The organism is Cryobacterium sp. TMT2-17-1 (assembly GCF_004402765.1).
Classification (GTDB): Bacteria; Actinomycetota; Actinomycetes; order Actinomycetales; family Microbacteriaceae; genus Cryobacterium; species Cryobacterium sandaracinum.
On sequence record NZ_SOGC01000030.1, the window covers coordinates 1 to 23,066 of the forward strand.

General features: G+C 68.0%; 21 protein-coding genes, 1 tRNA gene and 1 pseudogene. 11 read left to right on the forward strand and 12 right to left on the reverse strand.

What is annotated here, in order from left to right; all coding sequences use genetic code 11:
- A pseudogene (locus E3O47_RS08195) lies at window positions 1–464 on the reverse strand (hypothetical protein); the annotation flags it as partial.
- Window positions 465–570: 106 nt separating this feature from the next.
- On the opposite strand from E3O47_RS08195, the gene E3O47_RS08200 reads away from it, so the two are divergent.
- Window positions 571–1,587, forward strand: coding sequence for a magnesium and cobalt transport protein CorA (locus E3O47_RS08200; protein WP_134420179.1), 1,017 nt, complete (start codon window positions 571–573; stop codon window positions 1,585–1,587).
- Here the strand turns inward: E3O47_RS08200 and E3O47_RS08205 are convergent.
- On the reverse strand, window positions 1,565–2,584 hold the full coding sequence (locus E3O47_RS08205) for an adenosine deaminase (protein WP_134342416.1): 1,020 nt from the start codon (window positions 2,582–2,584) through the stop codon (window positions 1,565–1,567). The genes E3O47_RS08200 and E3O47_RS08205 overlap by 23 nt on opposite strands.
- 133 nt (window positions 2,585–2,717) lie before the next feature.
- On the opposite strand from E3O47_RS08205, the gene E3O47_RS08210 reads away from it, so the two are divergent.
- Both E3O47_RS08210 and E3O47_RS08215 read left to right on the forward strand, forming a co-directional pair.
- Window positions 2,718–6,569, forward strand: coding sequence for an AAA family ATPase (locus E3O47_RS08210; protein ID WP_241986131.1), 3,852 nt, complete (start codon window positions 2,718–2,720; stop codon window positions 6,567–6,569).
- A complete protein-coding gene (locus E3O47_RS08215; protein WP_134420181.1) occupies window positions 6,562–6,843 on the forward strand; it encodes a hypothetical protein in 282 nt (93 codons plus the stop codon). Before E3O47_RS08210 ends, E3O47_RS08215 begins: the two co-directional genes overlap by 8 nt.
- Window positions 6,844–7,906: 1,063 nt before the next feature.
- On the opposite strand, the gene mscL is transcribed toward E3O47_RS08215, so the two are convergent.
- From mscL to E3O47_RS08230, 3 genes are all read right to left on the reverse strand, one after another.
- Window positions 7,907–8,344, reverse strand: a complete 438-nt coding sequence (gene mscL / locus E3O47_RS08220) for a large conductance mechanosensitive channel protein MscL (RefSeq protein WP_104099578.1) — start codon at window positions 8,342–8,344, stop codon at window positions 7,907–7,909.
- 110 nt (window positions 8,345–8,454) lie between these two features.
- Entirely contained in the window at window positions 8,455–8,844 is a 390-nt protein-coding gene (locus E3O47_RS08225) for an FmdB family zinc ribbon protein (RefSeq protein WP_104099577.1), read from the reverse strand.
- An 87-nt stretch (window positions 8,845–8,931) separates the two neighbouring features.
- On the reverse strand, window positions 8,932–9,510 hold the full coding sequence (locus E3O47_RS08230) for a 5-formyltetrahydrofolate cyclo-ligase (protein ID WP_104099576.1): 579 nt from the start codon (window positions 9,508–9,510) through the stop codon (window positions 8,932–8,934).
- A 34-nt stretch (window positions 9,511–9,544) separates the two neighbouring features.
- Here E3O47_RS08230 and galU point away from each other — a divergent pair, with 34 nt between their 5' ends.
- From galU to E3O47_RS08250, 4 genes are all read left to right on the forward strand, one after another.
- On the forward strand, window positions 9,545–10,438 hold the full coding sequence (gene galU, locus E3O47_RS08235; protein ID WP_104099575.1) for a UTP--glucose-1-phosphate uridylyltransferase GalU: 894 nt from the start codon (window positions 9,545–9,547) through the stop codon (window positions 10,436–10,438).
- Between the two features lie 56 nt (window positions 10,439–10,494).
- On the forward strand, window positions 10,495–11,154 hold the full coding sequence (locus E3O47_RS08240) for a GNAT family protein (protein WP_104099574.1): 660 nt from the start codon (window positions 10,495–10,497) through the stop codon (window positions 11,152–11,154).
- Window positions 11,155–11,226: 72 nt separating this feature from the next.
- Entirely contained in the window at window positions 11,227–12,249 is a 1,023-nt protein-coding gene (locus E3O47_RS08245; RefSeq protein WP_104099573.1) for a hypothetical protein, read from the forward strand.
- An 81-nt stretch (window positions 12,250–12,330) separates the two neighbouring features.
- Window positions 12,331–12,403: transfer RNA gene (locus E3O47_RS08250), tRNA-Ala, on the forward strand.
- Window positions 12,404–12,617: 214 nt separating this feature from the next.
- Here E3O47_RS08250 and E3O47_RS08255 read toward each other — a convergent pair.
- Window positions 12,618–13,505, reverse strand: a complete 888-nt coding sequence (locus tag E3O47_RS08255; RefSeq protein WP_134342418.1) for a metal-dependent hydrolase — start codon at window positions 13,503–13,505, stop codon at window positions 12,618–12,620.
- Window positions 13,506–13,584: 79 nt separating this feature from the next.
- On the reverse strand, window positions 13,585–13,707 hold the full coding sequence (locus E3O47_RS16795; RefSeq protein WP_255408599.1) for a hypothetical protein: 123 nt from the start codon (window positions 13,705–13,707) through the stop codon (window positions 13,585–13,587).
- A 186-nt stretch (window positions 13,708–13,893) separates the two neighbouring features.
- Here E3O47_RS16795 and E3O47_RS08260 point away from each other — a divergent pair, with 186 nt between their 5' ends.
- Entirely contained in the window at window positions 13,894–14,139 is a 246-nt protein-coding gene (locus E3O47_RS08260) for a hypothetical protein (protein WP_104099571.1), read from the forward strand.
- A 27-nt stretch (window positions 14,140–14,166) separates the two neighbouring features.
- On the opposite strand, the gene E3O47_RS08265 is transcribed toward E3O47_RS08260, so the two are convergent.
- From E3O47_RS08265 to E3O47_RS08275, 3 genes are read right to left on the reverse strand one after another with little or no spacing between them, the layout of a single operon-like run.
- Window positions 14,167–15,513 carry a threonine/serine exporter family protein gene (locus E3O47_RS08265; RefSeq protein ID WP_104099570.1) on the reverse strand — a complete coding sequence of 449 codons (1,347 nt, stop codon included), beginning with the start codon at window positions 15,511–15,513 and terminating at the stop codon, window positions 14,167–14,169.
- Window positions 15,506–16,672: an acyl-CoA dehydrogenase family protein gene (locus E3O47_RS08270; protein WP_233191164.1), complete on the reverse strand. Its 1,167-nt coding sequence runs from the start codon at window positions 16,670–16,672 to the stop codon at window positions 15,506–15,508. The genes E3O47_RS08265 and E3O47_RS08270 overlap by 8 nt, the downstream gene beginning before the upstream one ends.
- 9 nt (window positions 16,673–16,681) lie before the next feature.
- Window positions 16,682–17,578 carry a DUF4349 domain-containing protein gene (locus tag E3O47_RS08275; protein WP_104099568.1) on the reverse strand — a complete coding sequence of 299 codons (897 nt, stop codon included), beginning with the start codon at window positions 17,576–17,578 and terminating at the stop codon, window positions 16,682–16,684.
- A 137-nt stretch (window positions 17,579–17,715) separates the two neighbouring features.
- Between E3O47_RS08275 and E3O47_RS08280 the strand changes: the two genes are divergently transcribed.
- Both E3O47_RS08280 and E3O47_RS08285 read left to right on the forward strand, forming a co-directional pair.
- Entirely contained in the window at window positions 17,716–18,663 is a 948-nt protein-coding gene (locus E3O47_RS08280) for an alpha/beta hydrolase (RefSeq protein WP_134401442.1), read from the forward strand.
- Window positions 18,618–19,613, forward strand: a complete 996-nt coding sequence (locus E3O47_RS08285) for an aldo/keto reductase (protein ID WP_134420183.1) — start codon at window positions 18,618–18,620, stop codon at window positions 19,611–19,613. The genes E3O47_RS08280 and E3O47_RS08285 overlap by 46 nt, the downstream gene beginning before the upstream one ends.
- A 275-nt stretch (window positions 19,614–19,888) precedes the next feature.
- Here E3O47_RS08285 and E3O47_RS08290 read toward each other — a convergent pair whose 3' ends face one another.
- Both E3O47_RS08290 and E3O47_RS08295 read right to left on the reverse strand, forming a co-directional pair.
- Entirely contained in the window at window positions 19,889–20,713 is an 825-nt protein-coding gene (locus tag E3O47_RS08290) for an aldo/keto reductase (protein WP_104171888.1), read from the reverse strand.
- 114 nt (window positions 20,714–20,827) lie between these two features.
- Window positions 20,828–22,036, reverse strand: coding sequence for an MFS transporter (locus E3O47_RS08295; protein WP_104099564.1), 1,209 nt, complete (start codon window positions 22,034–22,036; stop codon window positions 20,828–20,830).
- 37 nt (window positions 22,037–22,073) lie between these two features.
- Here E3O47_RS08295 and E3O47_RS08300 point away from each other — a divergent pair, with 37 nt between their 5' ends.
- Window positions 22,074–22,937 (forward strand): sulfurtransferase, encoded by an 864-nt coding sequence (locus E3O47_RS08300; protein ID WP_104099563.1) that lies wholly within the window; start codon window positions 22,074–22,076, stop codon window positions 22,935–22,937.
- The last annotated feature ends 129 nt before the right edge of the window (window positions 22,938–23,066 follow it).

Genomic DNA, 23,066 nt, shown 5'->3' on the forward strand with positions numbered 1-23,066 from the left:
AACCGGGCCCGCGCGCGTGCGGTTTCGGCGGCGCCCGCGGCGGCGCCCGCGTCGGCGCCCGCGGCGGCGCCCGCGGTGGGGGCCGACAGCCTGGCCAGGGCGGTGAGCTCCGCCTGCCCGAGCGCGACCGCATCGAACCCGGCCCGGGAGACGTCCGCGACGCTCTCGATGTCCACCCCGACCGGGCCGAGGAAGGTCAGGGCGAACGCGACGCACCCGACGGCGCGACTGAGGCTGACGTGCAGCGGGCTGGTCCCCGTCCCGGCCCCGGACGACACCGCCACCAGCGGCCGGCCGTGGTCCCGGCCGCCGCAGTGCGGACAGTCTCGCTCGATGCGCACGAGGCGCGAATCAACGCCGAGCGCCCAGGCAGCCGCGGCCGCCAGGAACCGCCGGTCGTCGGCATCCGTGGACCCGCGGGGAGCGACGACGATGAAGACGTCGCCGGCTCGCTCAGGGTTCACGACCCCCAACCTACCTTCCCCGCCGGTGCCCGGTCAGTGCGCGAGCCCGCTCAGCGGGCGGCCCGTCCGGTGCGACACTGGTAGCTGTTAGCTAAGGAGAGCGCGCGTGGCACTGATCGACAACGCTGTATATGTGAAGGGCCGCCGGGCCGCGAACCCGACGACGCTCGACGAGACCTATGAGGTGATGAAGGCCCACCAGGGCTTCGCCTGGATCGGGATGTACCGGCCCTCACCCGACGAGGTGCGCTCGGTCGCGGCCGAATTCAGCCTGCACCACCTCTCGGTCGAAGACGCGCTGAAGGGCCACCAGCGGGCGAAGCTGGAACGCTTCGACGACATCCTCTTCGTCGTGCTGCGTCCGGCCCGCTATCTCGACCAGGAAGAACGCGTCGAGTTCGGCGAGCTGCACGTTTTCGTGGGCCCGGACTTCGTGGCCACCATTCGCCACGCCGAGTCGCCCGACCTCGCGCAGGTGCGCGAGCGCATGGAAAAGACGCCGGAGCTGCTGGCCCTCGGGCCGGAGGCCGTGCTCTACGCCATCCTCGACCAGATCGTCGACGAGTATGGGCCGGTCGTCGCCGGGTTGGAGAACGACATCGACGAGATCGAGGACCAACTCTTCGACGGCGATCAGGCCGTCGCCCGGCGCATCTACGACCTCTCCCGGGAGGTCATCGAGTTCCAGCGTGCGACGCAGCCGCTCGTGGGCATGCTGGAGTCGTTGCAGAAGGGCTCCACCACCTACAACGTCCCCGCGGAGCTCAGCCACCACCTGCGTGACGTGCTCGACCACACCCTTCGGGTTGTCGAGCGCGGCGACGCGTTCCGCCAACTCCTCGACAATGCCCTCACTGTGCACAGCACCCTTGTGACCCAGCGCCAGAACGAGGAGACCCGGCGGTTGTCCGAGACCAGCCTCGTCCAGAGCGAAGAGGTCAAGAAGATCTCGAGCTGGGCGGCCATCCTCTTCGCGCCCACGCTCGTGGGCACCATCTACGGCATGAACTTCACCCACATGCCCGAGCTCACCTGGGTGTTCGGCTACCCGTTCGCACTCGCCCTCATGCTCGCGATGGGCGTCGGCCTCTACGGCGTCTTCAAGAAGAACGGATGGCTGTAGCCGGCGCCGGCTGGGCAGCACGCCAGGCATCGACCTCGGCAGTCAGGGCCGCCTTCTCCCCGTTCGTCAGGAACGACGCCTCGATCCCGTTCCGGGCGAGCAGGGCCAGCCGGTCCGGTCCCAGGCCGAACTCCGCATCGACCGCGGCCAGGTTGTCGTCGATGTAGCCGCCGAAGTAGGCCGGGTCGTCGGAGTTGATGCAGGCGAGCAGCCCGCGGTCGAGCATCCGCACGATGGGGTGGTCGGCGAGAGTGTCGATCACGCGCAGTCGCACATTCGAGAACGGGCAGACCGTGAGCGGGATGCGGTCCCGCACAAGCCGGTCAAGCAGCACCTCGTCTTCCAGGCTGCGGATGCCGTGGTCGACGCGTTCCACCCCGAGCAGGTCGAGGGCCTGCCAGACGTAGTCGGGCGGTCCTTCCTCGCCCGCATGCGCCACCAGGCGCAAACCGTTCTCGCGGGCCAGAGCGAAGACCTCGGTGAAGAGCTCCGGGGGATAGCCGACCTCGGCCGAGTCCAGCCCGATGCCATCGATCGGCACCCCACCGGCGAGAATCTCTCGCAGGATCTGCAGGGCCTCGGCGGGTGGACGGTCCCGGAGGAACGTCACGATCAGCTTCGTGCTGATGCTCCACTCGTCGACCGACCGGTCCAGGGCGTCGCGCACCCCCGCCAGGGCGGTGACCAGCGGGACGCCCCGGCTCGTGTGCGCCTGCGGGTCGAAGAAGAGCTCCGCGTGCCGCACCCCGGCCGTGCGGGCGCGTGCCAGGTAGGCGCGGGTCAGGTCGGTGAAGTCGATCCGTTCGCGCAGCACGTCCAGGGCCCGGTAGTAGAGGTTCAGGAACGACTGCAGGTCGGCGAAGTCGTACTGGGCGCGCAGCTCCGCCAACGACGCCCACGGCAGAGTCACCGCGTTCCGCGCGGCCAGCTCGAAGAGCAGCTCCGGTTCGAGGGTTCCCTCGATGTGCAGGTGGAGTTCGACGAGGGGGAGTTTCATTGCACCATTCTCGCCGAGGCGAGCCGAATCGCTGACGGCCGCACGCGCATCCGGAAGCCCCGTTTTGAGACAATTCGGGGCTGAATCCGCGCAATTCCGGGCCGCCTGCCGCGGAATCGGAGGGATTTGGCTTATGGTGTCGAGTGTGTGGCGCCTCGATAAGAAACTAGATGACGACGGCATCCTGACGGAGATTCAGGATGCTCCGCCCACCGACCCGCACGATTCCGCGGCTCCGCACGCGGTCAGCTTGGGCGATCCGTCCCTCACCGTGGGCAATGTGGCCGACCCGGTCTGGCAGCGCTGGCGCGACGAACTCGCCGAAGTGGGCGGGCGTTCCCCGCTGCTGCACTTCAGCGACGGACCCCGCACGCGGATCGAACTGAGCGCCACCCATCCGGGCGGTCTGCCCCAGTTCATCACCGGCAAGACGGCTCTGCTCTCCAACCTGATCCGCGACGAGTTGGCCCTGCGCAACGCGCGGCTGGCGGCTGGCGAGATCACCCAGAAGGGCATCGAACTGCGCTCCATGCGCGGCATCGAATCGGTGCACCTGGCCATCGGCCTCGCCGAGTGGCGCCACAACGAGGTGGACTACAGCGCTCCCGTGCTGCTGCGCCCCCTCGCCATCCGCCGCTACGGCCGCGATTTCGAACTCAAGCTCAAGGGCCAGCCGTTCCTCAACCCGGAACTGGCCCGCGCGCTGAAGGACCAGTTCGAGATCGTTCTGGATGCGGATGCGTTCGTGGCGTTGGCCGTCACCAACGGCGCCTTCAAACCGCAGCCCGTGATCGACCGGTTGCGCGGCCTCACCTCGCACCTGCCCTGGTTCAACGTGGTACCGCGCCTCGTGGCCTCCGTGTTCGCCGACGTCGGCCGCGCTCTCGCCGCCGATGCGGCCAACCTGGACCATCCGCTGCTCGACGCGATCGGTGGCAACACCAACGCCCGGCGCGCCATCGAGACCGCGTACAACCCGGTCGTCCCGCTCGGCCAGGATTCCCGGCCACCGGCCACCGACATCCTTCTGCTTGACGCGGACTCCGAGCAGGAGAACGTCGTCGCGCAGATCGCGGCCGGCAACTCGCTCGTCGTGAAAACCCTTCCCGGCACCGGCGGCACGCAGACGATTGTGAACGCGATCGGCTCGCTTATCGCTCAGCACAAGCGCGTGCTCGTCGTCAGCGCCCGCCGTTCCAGCCTCGACGGTATCGCGCACCGCTTGGTGCAGGTCGGGCTGCCCGGGGTCGCCGTGACCCCGCGCACCCTGCGCCGGGACCTGATCCAGGCGATCACCCGCAACGAGAAGGCCACCCAGCCCATGGTCGGCGACGTCGACGACGCGCTTGTGCGCCTGCGCAAGGTGCTACTCGACTACCGGTCGGCGCTCACCCGCCGCGACCCGGCGCTCGGGGTGTCCGTTCTCGACGCCCTCGGAGAGTTGGCACGCCTCGCGCAGCTGCCCTCACCTCCTTCGACCACGGCCAGGCTCGACCGGCGCGCGCTCGAACGCCTGGCGCAGGGTCGGCCGGCCGCCGCCGACACCCTGATCAAGGCGGCTGCACTCGGTGAATTCCGCTACGGACCGGGCGACTCGCCCTGGTACGGAGCCTCCTTCTCCTCCACCGCGGACGCCTCGGCGGCGCACCAGTTGGCCAAACGGGTCAACCAGATCGAACTCCCACGCCTGCTCGAGCGTGCCGCCGGACTCGTCGGCCAGACCCGACTGCGACCGTTCGAGACCATCGCCGAGCTCGGCGTCTACCTGCGGCTGCTGCTCGACATCCGGGAGACGCTCGACAAGTTCCAGCCGGCCGTCTTCGACCGGTCCCTGACCGAACTGATCTCCGCGACCGCGTCCCGCCGGGAGTCGCCCGAGATGACCGGCGCGAACCGTCGCCGTCTGCGCAAGCTCGCTGTGGAATACCTGCGCCCCGGCGTGCACGTGAGCGACATGAACGAGAGCCTGCGCCGCATCCAGCAGCAGCGCACCCTGTGGCAGCGCTTCGTAGTCGCCGGCGTCACCCCCGAGGTGCCCGTGGGCATCTCGGATGTGCACGTGGCCTACCAGCGCGTCTCGGAAGACCTCGCGAGCCTCGACGTTCCGCTCGGAGCGGCCGGAACCACGCGTCAGCTGTCGAACCGCCCGGTGAAGGAGCTCATCTACACGATCTCCGGCCTGGCCGCCGAGAGCGAGGTACTGGCGAACCTACATGAGCGCACCGCGCTGCTCGCTACCCTGCGCGAACACAATCTCGACCCGCTGATGACCGACCTGGCCCAGCGCCACGTGTCCGAGAGAGACGTCGCCGACGAGCTCGAACTCGCCTGGTGGCAGTCCGTGCTCGAGACCATGCTCAGCGGCGACAAGGCCCTCCTGAACGCCAACACGCAGGTTCTCGACCGGCTCGAGGCCGACTTCCGCCTGGTCGACGAGGCGCACGCCTCGACCACCGGGCAGCTCCTCGCCTGGCTGCTCGCCGAGACCTGGAAGATCGGCGTCGTCGACTGGCCCGAGGAGGCCGACAACCTCAGGCGCCTGCTGCGCGCCGACCGGGCCACCCCCACCCGCCTGCACAAGGCCGCCCCGCACCTGGGTCGCGTGCTCGCCCCGGTCTGGCTGGCCTCGCCCTACGAGGTGGCGGCACTCGCTGACCAGATGAGCTTCGACACCGTCCTGCTCGTCGACGCCGGCGCCACCACTCTGGCCGAGAACGTCGGCGCCATCCGTCGCGGCCGGCAGATCGTCGCGTTCGGCGACCCGGTCACGCAGACACCGTCGTCGTTCGAGACCGGCATCACGGCCGCCGCCGACGACCGCGTCGAGCAGGAGACCAACGTCGACGCCCTGCACGCCGACTCGGCCCTGGCCCGCCTCGGCGAGCTGCTGCCGACCCTCACCCTGACCCGCAGCTACCGCGCTGGCGGCGAAGACCTCGCGGAACTCGTCAACCACCGCTTCTACGGCGGGCGCATCGACTCCCTGCCCTGGGCGGGCAGCTACCTCGGGCACGGCAGCCTCACCATCAACTACGTGGCCGGCGGGCACGGCATGCCCGACGCCGACTCCGGGGCCGTGGAAAGCGTCGACGCCGAGGTGGCCAAGGTCGTCGAACTCGTCATGGACCACGCCGTCAAGCGCCCGAAGGAATCACTCATGGTCATCACGGCCAGCGCGCGGCACTCCGTGCGTGTGCACCAGGCCGTGCTGTCCGCCTTCTCCAAGCGTACCGACCTCTCCGACTTCATCCTGAAAGACCGGGCCGAGCCATTCACTGTGCTCACCCTCGAGCAGGCCGTGGCGCAGAGCCGCGACCGGGTGATCTTCTCCATCGGCTACGGCCGCACCCCGCACGGCCGTCTCCTGACGAACTTCGGTTCGCTCGGTGAACCGGGCGGCGAGCGGCTGCTGGCCATCGGCATGACCCGGGCCCGCCGGGCCATGGACATCGTTTCCTGCTTCCGCCCCTCCGACATCGACGAGGATCGCCAGCGCCACGGCATCCTCGCGCTCTCCCAGGTGCTCAGCGAGACTGAGGCGCGCCGCAACGAGGCCCAAGTTCCCGACGCGAGCGAGGCGATGCTGGTCGACCTGGCCCGCCGCCTGGAACGCCTTGGCCTCACCGTGTCGCTCGGCCACCGCGGCAAGCTGGCCCTCGCCGGCTCGCACGCGGGCCGTGCCGTCGTCGTCGAAACGGATGCCGTCGTCGGCCGGTCGAGCTTGCGCGAGTCCCTGAGGCTCCGCCCCGAAGTGCTGCGCCGCCTCGGCTGGCACTACCTGCGGGTGCACAGCTTCGAACTCTTCAGCAACCCGGACGCGGTGGCCGCCCGCGTGGCGGCACTCGTCGGCCTGTCGGTGCCGCCGGCGGCTGCCGGATCCTCCGCGCATGGCTCGGCCGCGCCTGGTACGACGGGGCGTGGTTCGACGGCGACTGGTTCGACGGCGCCTGGTTCATCCGGTCCGGTGCGCCGACCTGGTGCCTGAGCGCGACTTACCCGAGCGGGATGGTCTCGACAAGCTCGACCACCGGGATAAGGTCGGCCATCGGGACGCATCCGTCGTTCCCCGGCAGTCCGTCGTCAAATCGGCCGGCACGTCCCGGCGTGCTCGGCTGACGCCCGCGCCCGACACCGACCCCGATCCGCACCCACCGGTTCTGCGCGAGGAGGGCGGCATCGTGCCCGCCGATCCCGCCGGACCGGGCACCCGCGGCGTCAACGACGAACGGCTCCGTCAGGACCGCCCGCCGCACTGGTAGCCGAAGGGACGGAGTTGGTGACTGCCGTGGATGAGTGAGGCCGCATCGTCGTGGGCGATGGGCCCGCCGAGCCCGTGTGTGTGTGTGTGTGTGTGTGTGTGTGTGTGTGTGTGTGTGTGTGTGTGTGTGTGTGTGTGTGTGTGTGTGTGTGTGTGTGTGTGTGTGTGTGTGTGTGTGTGTGTGTGTGTGTGTGTGTGTGTGTGTGTGTGTGTGTGTGTGTGTGTGTGTGTGTGTGTGTGTGTGTGTGTGTGTGTGTGTGTGTGTGTGTGTGTGTGTGTGTGTGTGTGTGTGTGTGTGTGTGTGTGTGTGTGTGTGTGTGTGTGTGTGTGTGTGTGTGTGTGTGTGTGTGTGTGTGTGTGTGTGTGTGTGTGTGTGTGTGTGTGTGTGTGTGTGTGTGTGTGTGTGTGTGTGTGTGTGTGTGTGTGTGTGTGTGTGTGTGTGTGTGTGTGTGTGTGTGTGTGTGTGTGTGTGTGTGTGTGTGTGTGTGTGTGTGTGTGTGTGTGTGTGTGTGTGTGTGTGTGTGTGTGTGTGTGTGTGTGTGTGTGTGTGTGTGTGTGTGTGTGTGTGTGTGTGTGTGTGTGTGTGTGTGTGTGTGTGTGTGTGTGTGTGTGTGTGTGTGTGTGTGTGTGTGTGTGTGTGTGTGTGTGTGTGTGTGTGTGTGTGTGTGTGTGTGTGTGTGTGTGGCTAACTCAGGACATCCGTCGGCCGCATTCACCAGCCGCCGCGGAGCAGTGCGGAACCGCCGCGGAGCAGTGCGGAACCGGCGCGGATGCCCGACCCGGCCGGAGGGATCTCCTGAGTTGGCCACAACGCCTGCCCGCTGTGCAGCAGCGCTTGTGCCGCTCGGTATCCACCACGCGCTCCGCCCGCGGCCCGAACGAATTCGACGGAGATTCTGCCCGTATCGTCCGGAAACAGGCCGAAATCCCGCTCAAACGTCAGAATCTCCGTCGAATTGGTTCGACCCCGGACACGGCCTTCCGCCTGTACTGAGCAGCGTCAACGGGGGCCGGTCAGAATTGGCTTGCCGGGAGCGATAACCAATCGATGAGGCCTCACTCATCTAGAGCGTGTGCTTCGGACCCTGGTCGAGTGTCGCGCCGGCGGCCAGCAGGTCCCGGATCTCGGTCAGGAGGTCGAGTTCCGTTGTGGGGGCGGCGGCATCGGCGGTGGAGGGAATTCCGGCTGCACGGCGACGCTCCTGCGTGTGCTTGAGGTGGTTGAGCGGCATCACGAAGACGAAATAGACGACGGCCGCGACCAGCAGGAAGTTGATGGCCGCGGCGAGGACGAGACCGAACGACAGGCCGCCCCCGCCGGGAAGGCCGATGACCATTGCCTCCGTCAGGCTCTCCGAGTCGAAGATCGCCGCGATCAGCGGGTTGAAGATGCCCGTGACGATCGCGCTGACCACCCCGGTGAACGCCGCGCCGATGACCACGGCGACAGCAAGCTCAATGACGTTGCCGCGCATGATGAATTCTTTGAAGCCCTGGATCATGGTGATACTCCGGTGAGGTCTCGGCGCCGGGACAGGCGAGTGGTGTGCTGAGGTGCTGAGGTGCTGAGGTGCTGAGGTGCTGAGGTGCTGAGGCGGTGAGGTGCTGGGGGCTAGGAGGCCTTCGCGGCGGACGCGGGCGTGTTGCTGGTGCTGGTGCTTGCGACTTTCGTCGGGCCGGAGCTGTCTTTCGCGGGGGCCGCGGACTTCTCGCTGGAGGAGCCGGAACCGGTGCCGGAGCCGGAATCGCCCGACTTCGCGTCTGAGCTCTTATCTGACTTTTTGTCTGGGGTCTTCGACGAGCGCTCGAGCGAGCGCTTCGCATCCGATCGGGCGTCGTTGCTGTAAAAGCCGGAACCGCTGAAGGTCACGCCGATCGACGAGAAGACCTTGCGCAGCTTGCCGCCACAGGTCGGGCACGTGGTGAGCGAGCTGTCGGTGAATGCTTGCTGGATGTCGAACGCGGTGTCGCACTCGGTGCAGCGGTAGGAATAGGTAGGCACTGGAACTCCGATGGGGGACCGGCCCGTGGGCCGGAATCTCCGATTATGAAATGGCTTTCGTTGAACAGGAAGTAGGGGGAGTGCCGATCAGAACGCGATGATGCGCGTGGGGGTGACCAGGCCGTCGACCGGCTGGTCGTGAACCTCACGGGGCACCTCGTCGACGAATTCGTTGTCGAAGACGACGGCATACACCGGCGGGCACTTCTCCATTGAGCCTAGGGTCTTGTCGTAGTAGCCGCGACCCCAGCCCATGCGCAGGCCGGTCGCATCGACGGCGGCGGCCGGCACGATGATGAGGTCAACGTCGTTGATCGCGATCGGGCCCAGCAGGCTGCCGCCTGCCTCGGGCGCGCCCGAGAGACCCTCGAATTCGGTCTGGTCCTCGCCGACGGTCCAGTCGAGGAGTCCGTCATCGCGGGACACCGGAAACAGCACCCGGATGCCCTGGGCCTCCGCCCAGTTCACGAACGGGCGGGTGTCCGGTTCGTTGCGGGAGGACAGGTAGCAGGAGATGGACCGGGCCGACAGATCCAGAGTGATGCTCTGCAGATTCTGAGTGAATCCGGCCGTCGCGGCCTCCCGCTCGACCGAGGTCAGGTTCTGGCGGCGCTCCCGCAGCTCGGCGCGAAGCGCGCGCTTTCGGTGACCGATAACGGAATCCATATATCTCATCCTAGATGCCGATATCGTAGGGACCATGGGGACACCAATTACCAAAGCCGTCATTCCTGCTGCAGGACTGGGCACTCGTTTTCTTCCGGCCACCAAGGCCATGCCGAAGGAGATGCTGCCGGTCGTCGACAAACCGGCGATCCAGTACGTGGTGGAGGAGGCCGTGGCCGCGGGCCTGACCGACGTGCTGATGGTCACCGGGCGCAACAAGAACGCGCTGGAAAACCACTTCGACCGCATGACCGAACTCGAGGCGATCCTGAAGAAAAAGGGCGACCACAGCCGACTGGAGAAGGTCAACCACGCCACCGACCTGGCCGACATCCACTACGTCCGCCAGGGTGACCCGCTGGGCCTCGGCCACGCGGTGCTGCGAGCCAAGATGCATGTTGGCAACGAACCGTTCGCGGTGCTGCTCGGTGACGACATCATCGACGCGCGCGACCCGCTGTTGTCGAAGATGCTCGCCGAGCAGAGCACGCGCAATACCAGCATCATTGCCCTGATGGAGGTGGAGCCCTCACAGATCCACCTCTACGGGGCGGCCGCGGTCGAGGCCACCGACGATCCCGACGTGGTGCGGGTCACCGGGCTGGTCGAGAAGCCCAGCACCGAGGATGCCCCGTCGAACCTGGCCATCATCGGCCGCTACGTGCTACGCCCCGAGGTCTTCGAGGTGCTCGAGCGCACCCAGCCGGGCAAGGGTAACGAGATCCAGCTCACCGACGCGCTGCAGGAGATGGCGCTGAACCCGGTCACCAGCGGCGGCGTGTACGGGGTCATTTTCCGTGGCCGCCGCTACGACACCGGCGACCGCCTCGACTACATCAAGGCCATTGTGCAGCTTGCCGTCGACCGCGAGGACCTCGGACCGGACCTGCGGCCCTGGCTGCACGAGTTCGTCGCCACTCTCGACTAAAACACGCGCGGTAGATTAAGGGAACACCATTTCGGCATTGAGTAGACGGGCACACTGTGGCGATCGCAATACCGACGCTTCATGAGGGTCCCGTCACACTGCGACCGATCCGATTGCGCGACGACCGCAACCTCGACCGTTCCCTGATGGAGAACCGGGGCTGGCTGCGCACCTGGGAGGCCACCAGCCCCTATGCGCCGATGTCCTTCGACACCCGCGCCAGCATCCGCAGCCTGCTTGCGCACTCTCGTGCCGGCAGCGGGCTGCCGTTCCTGGTCGAATACCAGGGCGAGCTGGCCGGCCAGCTCAACGTGTCGTCGATCACCTGGGGCTCCCTGTCGTCGGCCACCATCGGCTACTGGGTGGGCGAGGAATTCGCAGGGAAGGCGATCACGCCCACAGCCGTAGCCCTGGCCACCGACTACTGCTTCGGCCAGCTCGGGCTGCACCGCATGGAGATCTGCATCCGACCCGAGAACGTGCCCTCGCTGCGGGTCGTGGAGAAACTCGGCTTCCGCTACGAGGGTCTGCGTCGCCGGTACATTCACATTAACGGCGACTGGCGCGACCATTTTTGCTTCGGGCTGGTGGCCGAAGAGGTGCGCCAGGGCGTGCTGCACCGCTGGCAGTTCGGCCAGGCGCCGGCCGACGCCGCCCGGGTGACGGACGTCGATCGGGCCGCGGCCGCGCATCCGTTGACGGTGAGTGACCGATGAGTGCAAGAATTGCCCGTGACACACCCTCGATAATCATCACCGCATGGCTACGGCCCTCTTACCTTAGAGATTATGAGTAGCGAGATCCTGGGCGGGGGAGTGATGATTGCGGTCGCGGCTGCCCTGTGGGTGACCTACCTCATGCCGACCTGGGCGCGCCGACGCCAGTACCTCACCACCGAGCGCAACGCTGTTCGCTTGCAGCAGACCATGCGCATTCTGGCGGAGACGTCCGAGGTGCCCCAGCAGGTGCGGCTCGAAGCGAATGCCCGAACCGTCCTGACCCAACGCAAGCTGCTGGCCCAGGCCGAAGACGATGCCCGAGCCGAGGCGAAGGCGGTGACGGATGCCGCCGCGTCCGCCCGGCGCTCCGCCGCGGCCCTGGCCGCCACAAACCGCGCCGCTGCCGCCCGAGAGGTCGCTGCCCAGGCTTCCGCAGTGCGTGCCGGCGCAGTGGGCGCCGGGGTCGTGGCCAGATTGCCGGGTCGCGCTCGCGCTCTGCGTCTGCGCCGAGTGCGAGCGCTGACCTCCCTGATCCTGCTCGGGGGCATCCTCTTCTTCGTCTCCGGGGTTCTCGCGGTGGCAGCGGGCGGAGCCTGGACCGCAGTCCTCGCCGGCCTGGCTACGGTCGCGCTCGCTGTCGGGGCGCTGTCGCGCCTCGCCCGCACATCTCGCCGCGCCCACCAGCACGCTGCCGCCGCGAATGGCTCAGAGGTCAGCTACCCCTCCGCCCGTGTCGGGCAGGCCTTCGAGTCCGTGCACCTCGAGGAGACGCCGGTCGTCGCTCCGAGCTGGACGCCGTTGCCGCTGCCTCGGCCGATGCACCTGTCGCGCGGATCCGTCGCCCAGGCGGCGATGGCATCCGTGGATGCCGCCGCCGAGCTGCGGAAGGTAGCCGCAGAGGCGGAACTCGCCCGCCGGGCCGCGGCGCTCGAGGTGGCCGTCACCCCGCTCACGCGTGCGGCGCCCGGTCGCGAGAATGCTCCGGCTGTGCCCGCAGCGAGCCGGTTCGCGTCGATGGGGGTCGTCGGAGACACCGCTCCCGGCATGAGCGACCTCGACGACGTGCTGCGCCGTCGCCGCGCCGTCGGCTGACCGAACCCGGGCACATTCGGGCTCTAGCGGGCGGTTCGGCGAAACTCGGTCGCCGCGCGTGATATTCTGCATAAGCGGTTAGGGGCTATGGCGCAGTTGGTAGCGCGTCTCGTTCGCAATGAGAAGGTCAGGAGTTCGAATCTCCTTAGCTCCACCGAGATAGTGACAATCGTCAGTCGCAGGCCCCTGGGAAACCGGGGGCCTGCTTCTTTCTGTCTTCGTCTTCAGGCCGACGAGCCATTCCGTCGCCGAACTCGGAGATTTCGGTTCATGCGGCGTGGTGCGCCGGGGTGAACAGCGTGTCGCAAAAATCTCCGAAATGAGAGTTTCTGATCCAAGCCGAGTTCACGTGCCGACCTGCGCCGGCCTCAGCCGCCGAGCGCCGATCGGCCGACGAACGTCTCCATGGTGAGCACGGTCGTGCCCTCCACGTCGGTTGTGGACAGCGCCACGCGCACAGCACCGAGCTCGGCCAGGGAGGAAACGTGGGTGCCGCCGCAGGGGATGCGCACGTCGTGTGCCGGCAGCTCACAGACCCAGTACCGGCGGTCGGTCAGCAGTGGGCCGTCCCGGTCGATGCGCACGCTCGCGTCCGTAGCCACCCACCCGGCGAGAGAGGTGTTCAGCATCGATTCGATCTCGGCCAGTTGGTCGGCCAGTTCCTCCGTGACGAAGCCCTTGCGGCGCAGGGATTTGCCGAGCCGGTAGGTGTCCACGGATTCGTTCTCGCCGATGAGGGACACGTCGATCGCGGTGCCGTCGAAGTCGGGGCTGCCGAGAGCGTCGGTGCGCACGTCCTTCTTCCACCGGTTTGCGAGAGCCAGGTTGAGGGCGAGGGAGGCGAGGTGGCACGCGGTGTGGCCCGCGGACATCCGTCGCCGGTAGCCGGTGTCAACGACGGCGTCGACCGGCTGCCCCTCGATCAGGGCGGCATGGGGCTGCACGATGTGGGCCACGACGAACGCCCAGCCGGGCGTTCCCTTCGGCACCGGGATGTCCCGGCCGAGATGCAGCGCCGACCCGTCCGTTGCTCCGACGACGCAGTCCAGCACCGGCAGCTCGATTCCCTGGGCGCGCAGCACGGCCCGGTCGGGACCCTGGTCGGGCCAACCCGCGTCAACCGGGTGCACGGGGGTGGTGTCGAGGAGCACGGCGAGCAGTCCGGTCGGGAGCGGCTCGACGTGCAGCACCGTCGCGGTGCTCTCGGTCTGCCCGGCCGGGTAGCTCACTTGGGTGTCCATGGTGGGAAGGGTCATCGGCAGGTCCTTTCGGAACATAAAAGGGTGTTGCCGCGGCTAGCGCGGCAACACCCTGAGTTTAATCGTGGAGCAGGCGCTAGGCCTTGCGCGCCTTCTCGGTCGTCTCGTTCGCCTTGGCATGCTTGTCGGCACGCTTCTCCTTCAAGGACTTGCCGGCAACCTTTTTGGATGCGTCCTTCTTGGGTGATTTGTCAGCCATGTGTACTCCTTCGAACCGAGCCCCAGCGGCACCGTGACTTCGACCCTACGCGGGTTGCCGCGAAACGGCACCTTCCCGCTCGCACCGGCACCCGGGCCTGTGCAACTTGCGCGCCCGGCCGTAGGCTGAGACCGACGCGCCCCGCCAGAGAGGCAGACGTCTCCACCCGGAGAAAGGGATCCAAATATGAGCGACACGACCACCTACGAGGCCATTTTCTACGGACCCAACGTGATCGCCGCCGGCACGCCCCGGAAACTCGAGTACGTGAACGGCGAGTACCAGCAGGAGGTCGTGCTCGAGGAGACGGAAGACGGCTCAACCGTGCGCCGCAGTTTCCGGATCGGCCACGAAACCGAGGAACCGATCCCTTACCGCTTCGTTGAGGAGGATACCGAAGACCCGCAGGGCGAAGCGGATATTCCCAACTAGCCGGAACCGCTTGATTCGTCCACCGGGTCAGATCCGGGTGCCGGGGCCGCGGCCGAGCCGAACGGGCAAAGCCATCAGCGGCCCCACGAAGCGGCGCTGCAGCCTGCGCGCCGGACCCCAGACGAACTGCACCACGTACTGGGCGAGGATGGCGCCCGCCGCCAGCGCGGCGGCCACGGCACCTGCGGTCAGCATGCTGAGCAGGCCGTCGATGTTGCCGTCGGACAGCTGCAGCAGGCCGCGGAACAGGATCAGCCCCGGAACGAGGGGGACGAGCGCGGAAACGACGATCACCAGCGGGGGAGTGCGCACGATCCGGGCCGCGATCGCGGCCAGCAGACCGACACCCATTGCGCTGAGAGCCGACGACCAGACCAGGCCGAAGCCGGCGCTCGCCCCACCCAGATAGAGCAGCTCGGCGACGGCGCCGAGCAGGCAGACCACCCAGAACGCCCGCCACGGCACCTGCACGGCGAGGCCGAAACCGGCGACGATGACCATGGCGGCGGCGAGCATCACGGGCAAGTCGGCCAGAGTCGGCGTGAGGTTGGCATCGACGCGCAATTGGAACCCGAAGCGGGCCACCAGCAGTGACGCCCCGGCCACGCCGGTGACCAGGCCGCCCGTGATCAACAGGGCCTCCATCATCCGTGCCGTGCCGGTCAGGTAGAAGCCCGACAGTGTGTCGTGGACCGCGCCGAAGGTGGTGACGCCGGCCAGGAGCATGATGATGGTCGCGATGACGACCAGGGACGGATTCGCCGAGGTGTCGATGAGTGCGACGATCGCGGCGACAATCGGCCCGATCGCCCCGCCCACCACGTTTTGGTAGAAGACGGGAACCTGCCGGCGGTCGAGCGAGGTCGTGATCAGGTCGATGAAGAAGGTGGCGACGAAGGCGGCGACGCAGACGACCAGGCCGCCGCCGATGAGCACGGCGGCCCCGGCTCCGACGAGGCTCCAGCCCAGCCGGCGGTACAGGGCCGGTACCTGCGGCTTGGCGCTGACAATGGTGGCCAGACGTTTGCGGGCATCGGCGACATCCGGCGGCGAGTCGAGGATCTCGGCGATCAGCTCGGAGGTGGCCGCGAGCTTGCTGTAGTTGAGCGAACGGTACTTGACGTTGCGGCTCCGGGTGATGGACTCGTGCGTGGCCGGGTCCTCGTGGGTGAGCGCGATGATCGTGTGCGTGACGTTGGCCTCGGTTCCCCTCAGCCCGTAGGCGCGGGTGATGGCTTCCATGGCGGCCGTGGCGTCTTCGGCTCCGGCGCCAGCCGCGAAGATGACCTCCGCGAGCCGCATGGTGAGGTCGAGGACCGAGCGGGTGTAGGCGGCGCTGTCGAAGACGTTGATCGCGCGGGTGACATCAGACATCGAGCGGACCCAGCCAGGCGGCAGCCACGGTGGCGTGCGCCGATTCGGCGTCGGACGGGTGGAAGAGCCCGGCAAGAACGTCGCGGTACAGTCGCCCGAGCTCGTTCCCGGCAAAGTACGACGAGCCGCCGCTGACCCGCAGCGCCTGGTCGACGACCAGGCGCGCGGTCTCGGTGGCGCGATACTTCAGGCCCGACAGGAGCGGGAACCACCGCGGGCCGTGGTCGGCCTGAGTGGCGAGATCGTGGGCGAGGGCGTCGAGCTGGGGGTACAGGCCATCCATCATCATCGCGGCCTCCGCGACGCGCCAACGGATGTCCGGGTCCTGCGCCAGGGTTCGGCCGTCGTGCTTGAGCGACGTGCGCCGCTTCGCCGCCAGCACGGCCAGCTCGACCGCGCGCCGGCCGATGCCGGTGTACACGGCCGCCAGCAGGATCTCGAAATTGGCGAAGATCGCAAAGATCAGCGGGTCAGGGTTCGGCCCGGGATCCAGCCGCCGGAAGACCTGCTCCGGGCGGGCGGATGCGCCGGTGAGCACCGTGCTGCGGCTCTGGCTGGCTCGCATGCCCAGGGTGTCCCAGTCATTCTTCTGACTGACGCCCGGGTCGCCCCGATCGATGAACGCCCAGACGATTTTCGGGCCGTCAACGGAGTCCCGGTCGATCCCCATGGTGCCGAGCCGGGTCCAGGCCGGGGAGAGCGTGGTGAAAATCTTGGTGCCGGTGAATCGGTAGCCGCCGTCTGGCTGTGGGGTGGCCGTCGTGATCGAATCGGAGAGCACGAGGTCGTTGCCCGGCTCGCTCACGCCGAAGCCGAAGATCTCGCCCGCGGCGGCGCCGTGCAGCACGCAAGCGAGGCTGTCGTCGCCGCGCTGATGCAGGGTGAGAGCCACGCCCGTCCAGACGAGGTGCATGTTGACGGCGAGGGCCGTGGCCGGGGCGTGGGCGGCGAGCCGGATCTGGTCGTCGGCGACCTGCTGCACGCTGCGCCCGAGGCCACCATGGGAGACAGGCACGAGCGAGCGGAGGTAACCGCAGGCGATCAGGTCGGCCAGATCGTCGGCGGGGAACGTATTGTCCCGGTCATGCTTCGCGGCACGAGAACGGATGCGTTCGAGCAGCTCGTCACCGAGCGGGGAGAGTTCGGTAGACGTGTACACCAAATAAGTTTACGCAGGCGTGCGCCGCTTGCGTGCCAACCGGATCACCAGGTAGACGATTGCCGCGACCAGGCCGAGAGCGAGCAGCCAGGGCAGCGCGAAGCCGATGGCCACGATCGCGGTACCGAGGGCTGTCAGGAGGGCGTTCCAGCCGGCCGCGATGGCATCCCAGAAGTCGTCCGGGGTGCCGGGATCCACTGTGCCGGTCGAGTACAGGTCGAGCGTGATGGTCGAGAAATCAACCTGGTCGGACAGGTAGTCCCGCTGCGCCTGCAACCCCTCGAGCTCGCTCTGCCGCTCGGCCAGCGCGTTCTCGACGGCGATCAGGTCGGTCGTGTTCGTGGCGCTCGTCATCAGGGCGAGTAACCGGTCGACCGAGGTCTGCAGCGAGGTGATCCGGGCATCGAGGTCCTGGGTCTGCTGGGTGATGTCCGAGGCATTGAGTGACACGAAGTTGACGGTGCCGAGCTGCTTCAGCTCCGCCAGCGTGCGGTCGAGCTCATCCGAGGGGATGCGCAGGGTGAGGTTCGCGCTCGCCGGCTGGTTGCCGGTGGCGGGGTTCTCGGTGCGGCTGTCGATCCGACCACCGGCCTGCTCGGTGATGGTGACGGCATCCTGCACGGATGCGATCGGGTCCTTCACGGTGATCGACACCATCCCGGTGGTGATCACGTCGCGCTGGCTGGAGGCGATCTCGCCCGTGCTGCCGTCCGGGAAGGTGCGCGAGTCGAGAGACTCGCCGGGTTCGGCGCCGGGTGTGACGGTCCCCGGATTGACGACGCCCGGTTCGGCGAGGCCCGGGGACGTGGCGGGGCCGCCGGAGTCGGTGGAAGCGCCGGGCACGGAGCAGCCGGCCAGCAGCAGTGCACTCAGGAGTACCGCGGCGATCGCGGGCAAACGCTTCATGGCCCCACTGTACGACCGCTGTCGCCGGCTCTGGATCACAATCGAGTCTCGGCATGCGGCGCGCGCTTCGCGTGCATGCGCCGCCTACACCGGTCGCTGAATGGATCGGGGACGCCGTTCACGGCGATACTGGAACCATGACCTGGTGGGCGACCCTCTGCGAACGGCTCGGCTGGACACGCCCGCCGCTGCTGCACATCGCAATCGATGAGGGAACCGGTCCGGTCGTGATTCTCGTGCACGGCATCGCCTCCTCCTCGGAAACGTTCCGGGAACTGGTGCCACTGCTTGTGCCCAGGCACCGGGTCATCGCCGTCGACATCCTGGGTTTCGGCGAATCGCCGATCCCCGAAGGGTGCGAGTATCGGCTCGAGGACCACGTCGAGGCCCTGGCCACCACGATCCGGTCGCTGAAGCTCCGCGAGCCGTTCATCCTGGTGGGCCACTCCCTCGGCAGCCTGATCGCGGCCCGGCTGGCGGCGATGCCCCGCACCCGCGCGTCCCGTCGAACCCAGGTGTCCCGGGTGGTGCTCGTGGGGCCGCCGGTCTATCTGTCGCCGACCGACATCGGTGAACGCTGGGTGCGGGCCCGGGTGAACGCCTACCTGCGCGCCTACGATTTCCTGCGGCTGAACAAGGAGTTCACTCTCGCGAACGCGGCCATCATCGCACGGCTGCTGCCGAAGGGCATCTTCGAGCTGACGGAGCGCAACTGGACCCCGTTCGTGAAATCGCTGGAGCACTGCATCGAATCGCAGACCGTGGTCAGCGACATCGCGGCCGTGCGAGTGCCGGTCGACGTGGTCTACGGTGTGCTGGACGCCTTCATCGCGGCCGGCTCCATGACGGTGATCGAACGGATGCGCCACGTCACCATGCACCGCGTCGAAGCGAACGACCATCTCATCCGGCCGCGGCTCGCCCGGGCACTGGCCCGGGTCATCGACGCGGACGACAGGGTCGGGGCCGGGGCCTTGTCCGCGGCTGCTGCCTCGTCGGTCACTGCTTCCACTTTGACTTCCGTGGCTAGGCTGGAGACATGGACACACGAACCCTCGGAAAAACCGGCCGAATCGTCTCCGTGATCGGGTTGGGCACCTGGCAGCTGGGAGCGGACTGGGGTGACGTGTCGGAGGCCGACGCGACCGCGGTGCTCGCGGCATCCGTCGACGCCGGCGTCACCTTCTTCGACACCGCCGACGTCTACGGTGACGGCCGCAGCGAGCAGATCATCGGTCGATTCCTGGCCGGCAGCGCCGCCGCAGCCGGCATCACCGTGGCCACCAAGATGGGCCGACGGGTCGACCAGCTGGCCGATAACTATACGCTCGCCAACTTCCGGGCCTGGACCGACCGGTCCCGCACGAACCTCGGCATGGACACCCTGCACCTCGTGCAGCTGCACTGCCCGCCGAGCGACGTGATCGAATCCGACGAGGTCTACGACGCGCTCGACACACTCGTCGCCGAGGGAGCCATCGCCGGCTACGGGGTGAGCGTCGAGACCTGCGACCAGGCTCTCGCAGCCATCGAACGGCCCGGCCTGGCCAGCGTGCAGATCATCCTGAATGCGTTCAGGCTGAAGCCGCTCGAGGCCGTCGTGCCGGCCGCGCGCGCCGCCGGTGTGGGCATCATCGCCCGCGTTCCGTTGGCGAGCGGCCTGCTGACCGGAAAGTACACCCGGGAGACAACCTTCGCGGCGGACGACCACCGCAACTACAACCGCGACGGCAGCGCCTTCGACGTCGGCGAGACCTTCTCCGGTGTGGACTATGAGACCGGCCTGGCAGCCGCCGCGGAGTTCGCGGCGCTCGTGGGCTCCCTGACCGAGGAGCTCACGCCCGCGCAGGCCGCGCTGGCCTGGGTGGCCCAGATTGACGGCATCAGCTCGGTCATCCCCGGGGCCCGATCGGTGCAGCAGGCTCGCGGCAACGCCGCTGCCGGTTCGGTCGCCCCGCTCAGCCTCGGGCTCAACGAGGGCGTGCAGGATATCTACGACCGGATGCTGCGCGAGCAGATCCACCGCCGCTGGTAGCGCCTGTCCGGTCGGGAGTGCCCGTTCCGCGGGTCGCTCTCGACCGGAACGGGGGCTCTCGCGTGGACCTGTGGGGGCGGCATTGTCGCAAGGCACTGCGGCTCCGGCGAACCAATTCGACGGAGATTTTTGGGTTGAAGCCGGTTTCCGGCTTGTTTGGGCGGGATTCGGTCGAAATCTCCGTCGAATTCGTCAGGCGTGCGGAGAGTGGCGCGGGAGAGTGGCGCGGGGCCCTCAGCGCGACCCGCGGGCACCGATCCGGGTCGAGCCGAGATTCAGTCCAAGTCGTCGGGATCTCTGCCGGTGCGCTGGCCGGCGTCGATGGCGGCGATGGCGGCATGGTCGCCGGCGTTGAGTGTGAAGTCGAAGACGTCGAAGTTTTCCCGGATGCGCACCGGTGTCACCGACTTCGGAATCACCACATTGCCCAGCTCGAGGTGCCAGCGGATGACCACCTGTGCGGCCGTCTTGCCGTGCCGGGCGCCGATGGCGTCGAGGGTCTCGTTGCCGATCGCGCGGCCGCGGGCCAACGGCGACCAGGCCTCGGTGAGGATGCCGTGGGCCGCGTCGTACTCGCGCACGGTGGACTGCTGCAGCCACGGGTGCAGCTCCACCTGGTTGAGGACCGGAACGACATCCGTTTCGGCCAGCAGACGGTCCAGGTGGTGCGGCTGGAAATTGGACACCCCGATCGACCGGGCGCGACCTGAGGCGCGCAGCGTCTCGAGGGCGCGCCAGGTATCGACGAAGAGGTCCTGGCGGGGTGCGGGCCAGTGGATCAGAAAGAGGTCGACGTAGTCGAAGCCGAGTTTGCCGAGGCTCACGTCGAAGGCGCGCAGGGTCTTGTCGTAGCCGTGCTGGTCGTTCCAGACCTTCGTGGTGACGAACACGTCCTCACGGGGCAGGCCGGAGCGGGCGATACCCTGGCCGACGCCGGTCTCGTTGTCGTAGAGCGCCGCGGTGTCGATGTGGCGGTAACCGGCCTCCAGGGCGACCTGCACAGCGTCGGCCGCCGCGGCATCCGCGATCTTGTACACGCCGAGCCCGAGCTGGGGGATACCGTGTCCGTCATGCAGGGGAAGTAACGGTGAGAGCGTCATTCCCCCATCTAACCTCGTCCTACTGCGCCGAGGCGTGAAACGACACGATTGAGGGGTGCGCGGGACGCTCAACCCCGCAATTGTGTCGGTTCACCGCGCGATGAGCGGAGGCGGCTAGGAGACCTGCACCTGGATCGGTGCGGTGTCGGGGAGCGGGCTCGCATCGCGGCCGCGCAGGTCGGGGTGCCAGCGCCGGCCGAGCGCGGGGATGATCGTGCCGAGCCCCGCGAAGCCGGCCGCGACCAGGATGGCCGCCGTGGCGCCGCTCTGGTCGATCATGAAACCGGCGATGGCGGAACCCAGGGCGGCGCCCATCAGCTGGCCGGTGCCCACCCAGCCGTAGGCCTCCGCGGTGTCACTGAACTTGACGCTCGCGGACACGATGCCGAACAGAACGGCGAAGGCCGGAGCGATTCCGATTCCCGCCAGCAGCAAGGTGGCGGCCAGCCACCAGAAGCTGAGCCCGAGAGTGGCGAGCCCGAGGCCGACGGTGACGATGAGCATCCGTGCGGCCAACGCCCAAGGGCCGATCGGGGCGTGGCCGAGGGCGAGCCCGCCGATCAGCGAGCCGAGAGCGAAGATGCCGAGCACCCAGCCCGAGTCCGCGCTGCCGTGCCCGAACGCGGCCACCACACCCGCCTCGACCGAGGCGCAGGCGGCTACCAGCATGAAGCCGACGATGGTGCTGAGCATGACCGCCGGGCGTTTGAGAACGACGCCGAGTTTGCGGCGGCTACGGGGGATGCGCACCCGGCCGACCTCGGGCAGCACCAGAAACCAGACGCCGCCGCCGATGAGGAAGATGGCGGCGAGCAGGATGCCGGCGACCGGGCTGACCTGGATGGCCACGAACGTGGCAATCACCGGGCCCAGCACCCAGATGATCTCCTGGGCCGACGCGTCGAGCGAGAACAGCGGCGTGAGCTGGCGGGAGTTGACGATCTTCGGGTAGATGGTGCGCACGGCCGGCTGAATCGGCGGTGTGGACAACCCGGCGATGAGCCCCACGGCCATCAGAACATAAATGGGCATGCTGACCAGAGCCATTGTCACGATGGAGGTCGCGCAGACGACGAGGGTGGCCGTGATCACCGGACGCATGCCCCAGCGGCCCATCAGTCGGCTGGTGAGCGGCCCGGCGACGGCCTGGCCGATGCTCATGGCACCCAGCACGAGGCCGGCGGCGCCATAGGAGTCGAAGACCTGCTCGATGTGGATCAGGAACGCGAGCGACAGCATCCCAAAGGGGAACCGAGCTGTCAGTTGTGCGGCGATGACGCGAGCAACGCCCGGAGTCTTCAAAAGGGTCCAGTAGCTGCTCACCTACTCAAGTCTACGTCCGCCGAGGTAGCGTGAGCGCGTGCGAATACTGATCACGGCCGACGAATTGGCAGCCATGCTTGAGTCCCAAAGCGACGTTCGGGTGCTGGACGTGCGCTGGAAGCTGGGTGGCCCTCCCGGGCCGGACGAATACCGGGCCGGCCACATCCCCGGCGCCGTGTACGTCGACCTGGAGACCGAGTTGGCCCGGCCCGGCGAACCGGCCGACGGGCGGCATCCGTTGCCCACCCGTGCGACGCTGCAGGCAGCCGCGCGCCGCTGGGGGCTTCGTGACGGCGACACGGTCGTGGTCTACGACGACCTGGGCGGGGTGTCGGCAGCCCGTGCCTGGTGGCTGCTGCGTCACGCCGGGGTGCGCGACGTGCTGCTTCTCGACGGGGCGCTCGCCGCCTGGCGCGCCGCCGGCCTGCCGCTCGCGGTCGGCGAGCTGGCCACAACGGAGCTGAGCGCGGAAACGGTCCGTCCGGGCACGATCACCCTCTCCGACGGGGTGCTGCCTGTGCTCGACACGGATGCCGCCGCCGCGCTCGCGCAGACCGGCGCGCTCCTCGACGCCCGCGCTGCGGAGCGCTACCGTGGTGACACGGAGCCGATCGATCCTCGTGCCGGCCACATCCCCGGCGCGATCAGCGCGCCCACGGCCGACAACCTCACCCTCGACGGGCGCTTCCTCCCGGCCGCCGAACTGCGCGCCCGGTTCGAGGCGCTCGGAGTCACGGCGGGCGGCACGGTGGGCGTCTACTGCGGCTCCGGCGTCACCGCCGCGCACGAGGCGGCCGCTCTGGCCATCGCCGGGTTCTCACCGGCGCTCTACCCCGGCTCGTGGTCGCAGTGGTCCAACCTGCCGGGCCGCCCGGTCGCGACGGGCGACCCGCGGGCGTGAAATCCGCGCGAAACACGCTTCCGGTCATACTGAGACACGGGGAAGCCCGTCCACGCTCAGTAGGGCTGGCCCAAAACGTTATCTGCGCACGGAATCCGCGTGAGCGTGCTGTTATATGCTCGCTTTTGT

What these genes read in the sequence shown, in the direction of transcription:
- E3O47_RS08280 (WP_134401442.1), top strand. Translation starts at nt 17,716, where the DNA reads ATGACCTGGTGGGCGACCCTCTGCGAACGGCTCGGCTGGACACGCCCG.
- E3O47_RS16795 (WP_255408599.1), bottom strand. Translation starts at nt 13,707, where the DNA reads ATGGCTGACAAATCACCCAAGAAGGACGCATCCAAAAAGGTTGCCGGC.
- E3O47_RS08205 (WP_134342416.1), bottom strand. Translation starts at nt 2,584, where the DNA reads ATGAAACTCCCCCTCGTCGAACTCCACCTGCACATCGAGGGAACCCTC.
- mscL (WP_104099578.1), bottom strand. Translation starts at nt 8,344, where the DNA reads ATGATCCAGGGCTTCAAAGAATTCATCATGCGCGGCAACGTCATTGAG.
- E3O47_RS08210 (WP_241986131.1), top strand. Translation starts at nt 2,718, where the DNA reads ATGGTGTCGAGTGTGTGGCGCCTCGATAAGAAACTAGATGACGACGGC.
- E3O47_RS08245 (WP_104099573.1), top strand. Translation starts at nt 11,227, where the DNA reads ATGAGTAGCGAGATCCTGGGCGGGGGAGTGATGATTGCGGTCGCGGCT.
- E3O47_RS08275 (WP_104099568.1), bottom strand. Translation starts at nt 17,578, where the DNA reads ATGAAGCGTTTGCCCGCGATCGCCGCGGTACTCCTGAGTGCACTGCTG.
- E3O47_RS08285 (WP_134420183.1), top strand. Translation starts at nt 18,618, where the DNA reads ATGGACACACGAACCCTCGGAAAAACCGGCCGAATCGTCTCCGTGATC.
- E3O47_RS08290 (WP_104171888.1), bottom strand. Translation starts at nt 20,713, where the DNA reads ATGACGCTCTCACCGTTACTTCCCCTGCATGACGGACACGGTATCCCC.
- E3O47_RS08230 (WP_104099576.1), bottom strand. Translation starts at nt 9,510, where the DNA reads ATGGATTCCGTTATCGGTCACCGAAAGCGCGCGCTTCGCGCCGAGCTG.
- galU (WP_104099575.1), top strand. Translation starts at nt 9,545, where the DNA reads ATGGGGACACCAATTACCAAAGCCGTCATTCCTGCTGCAGGACTGGGC.
- E3O47_RS08265 (WP_104099570.1), bottom strand. Translation starts at nt 15,513, where the DNA reads ATGTCTGATGTCACCCGCGCGATCAACGTCTTCGACAGCGCCGCCTAC.
- E3O47_RS08255 (WP_134342418.1), bottom strand. Translation starts at nt 13,505, where the DNA reads ATGACCCTTCCCACCATGGACACCCAAGTGAGCTACCCGGCCGGGCAG.
- E3O47_RS08260 (WP_104099571.1), top strand. Translation starts at nt 13,894, where the DNA reads ATGAGCGACACGACCACCTACGAGGCCATTTTCTACGGACCCAACGTG.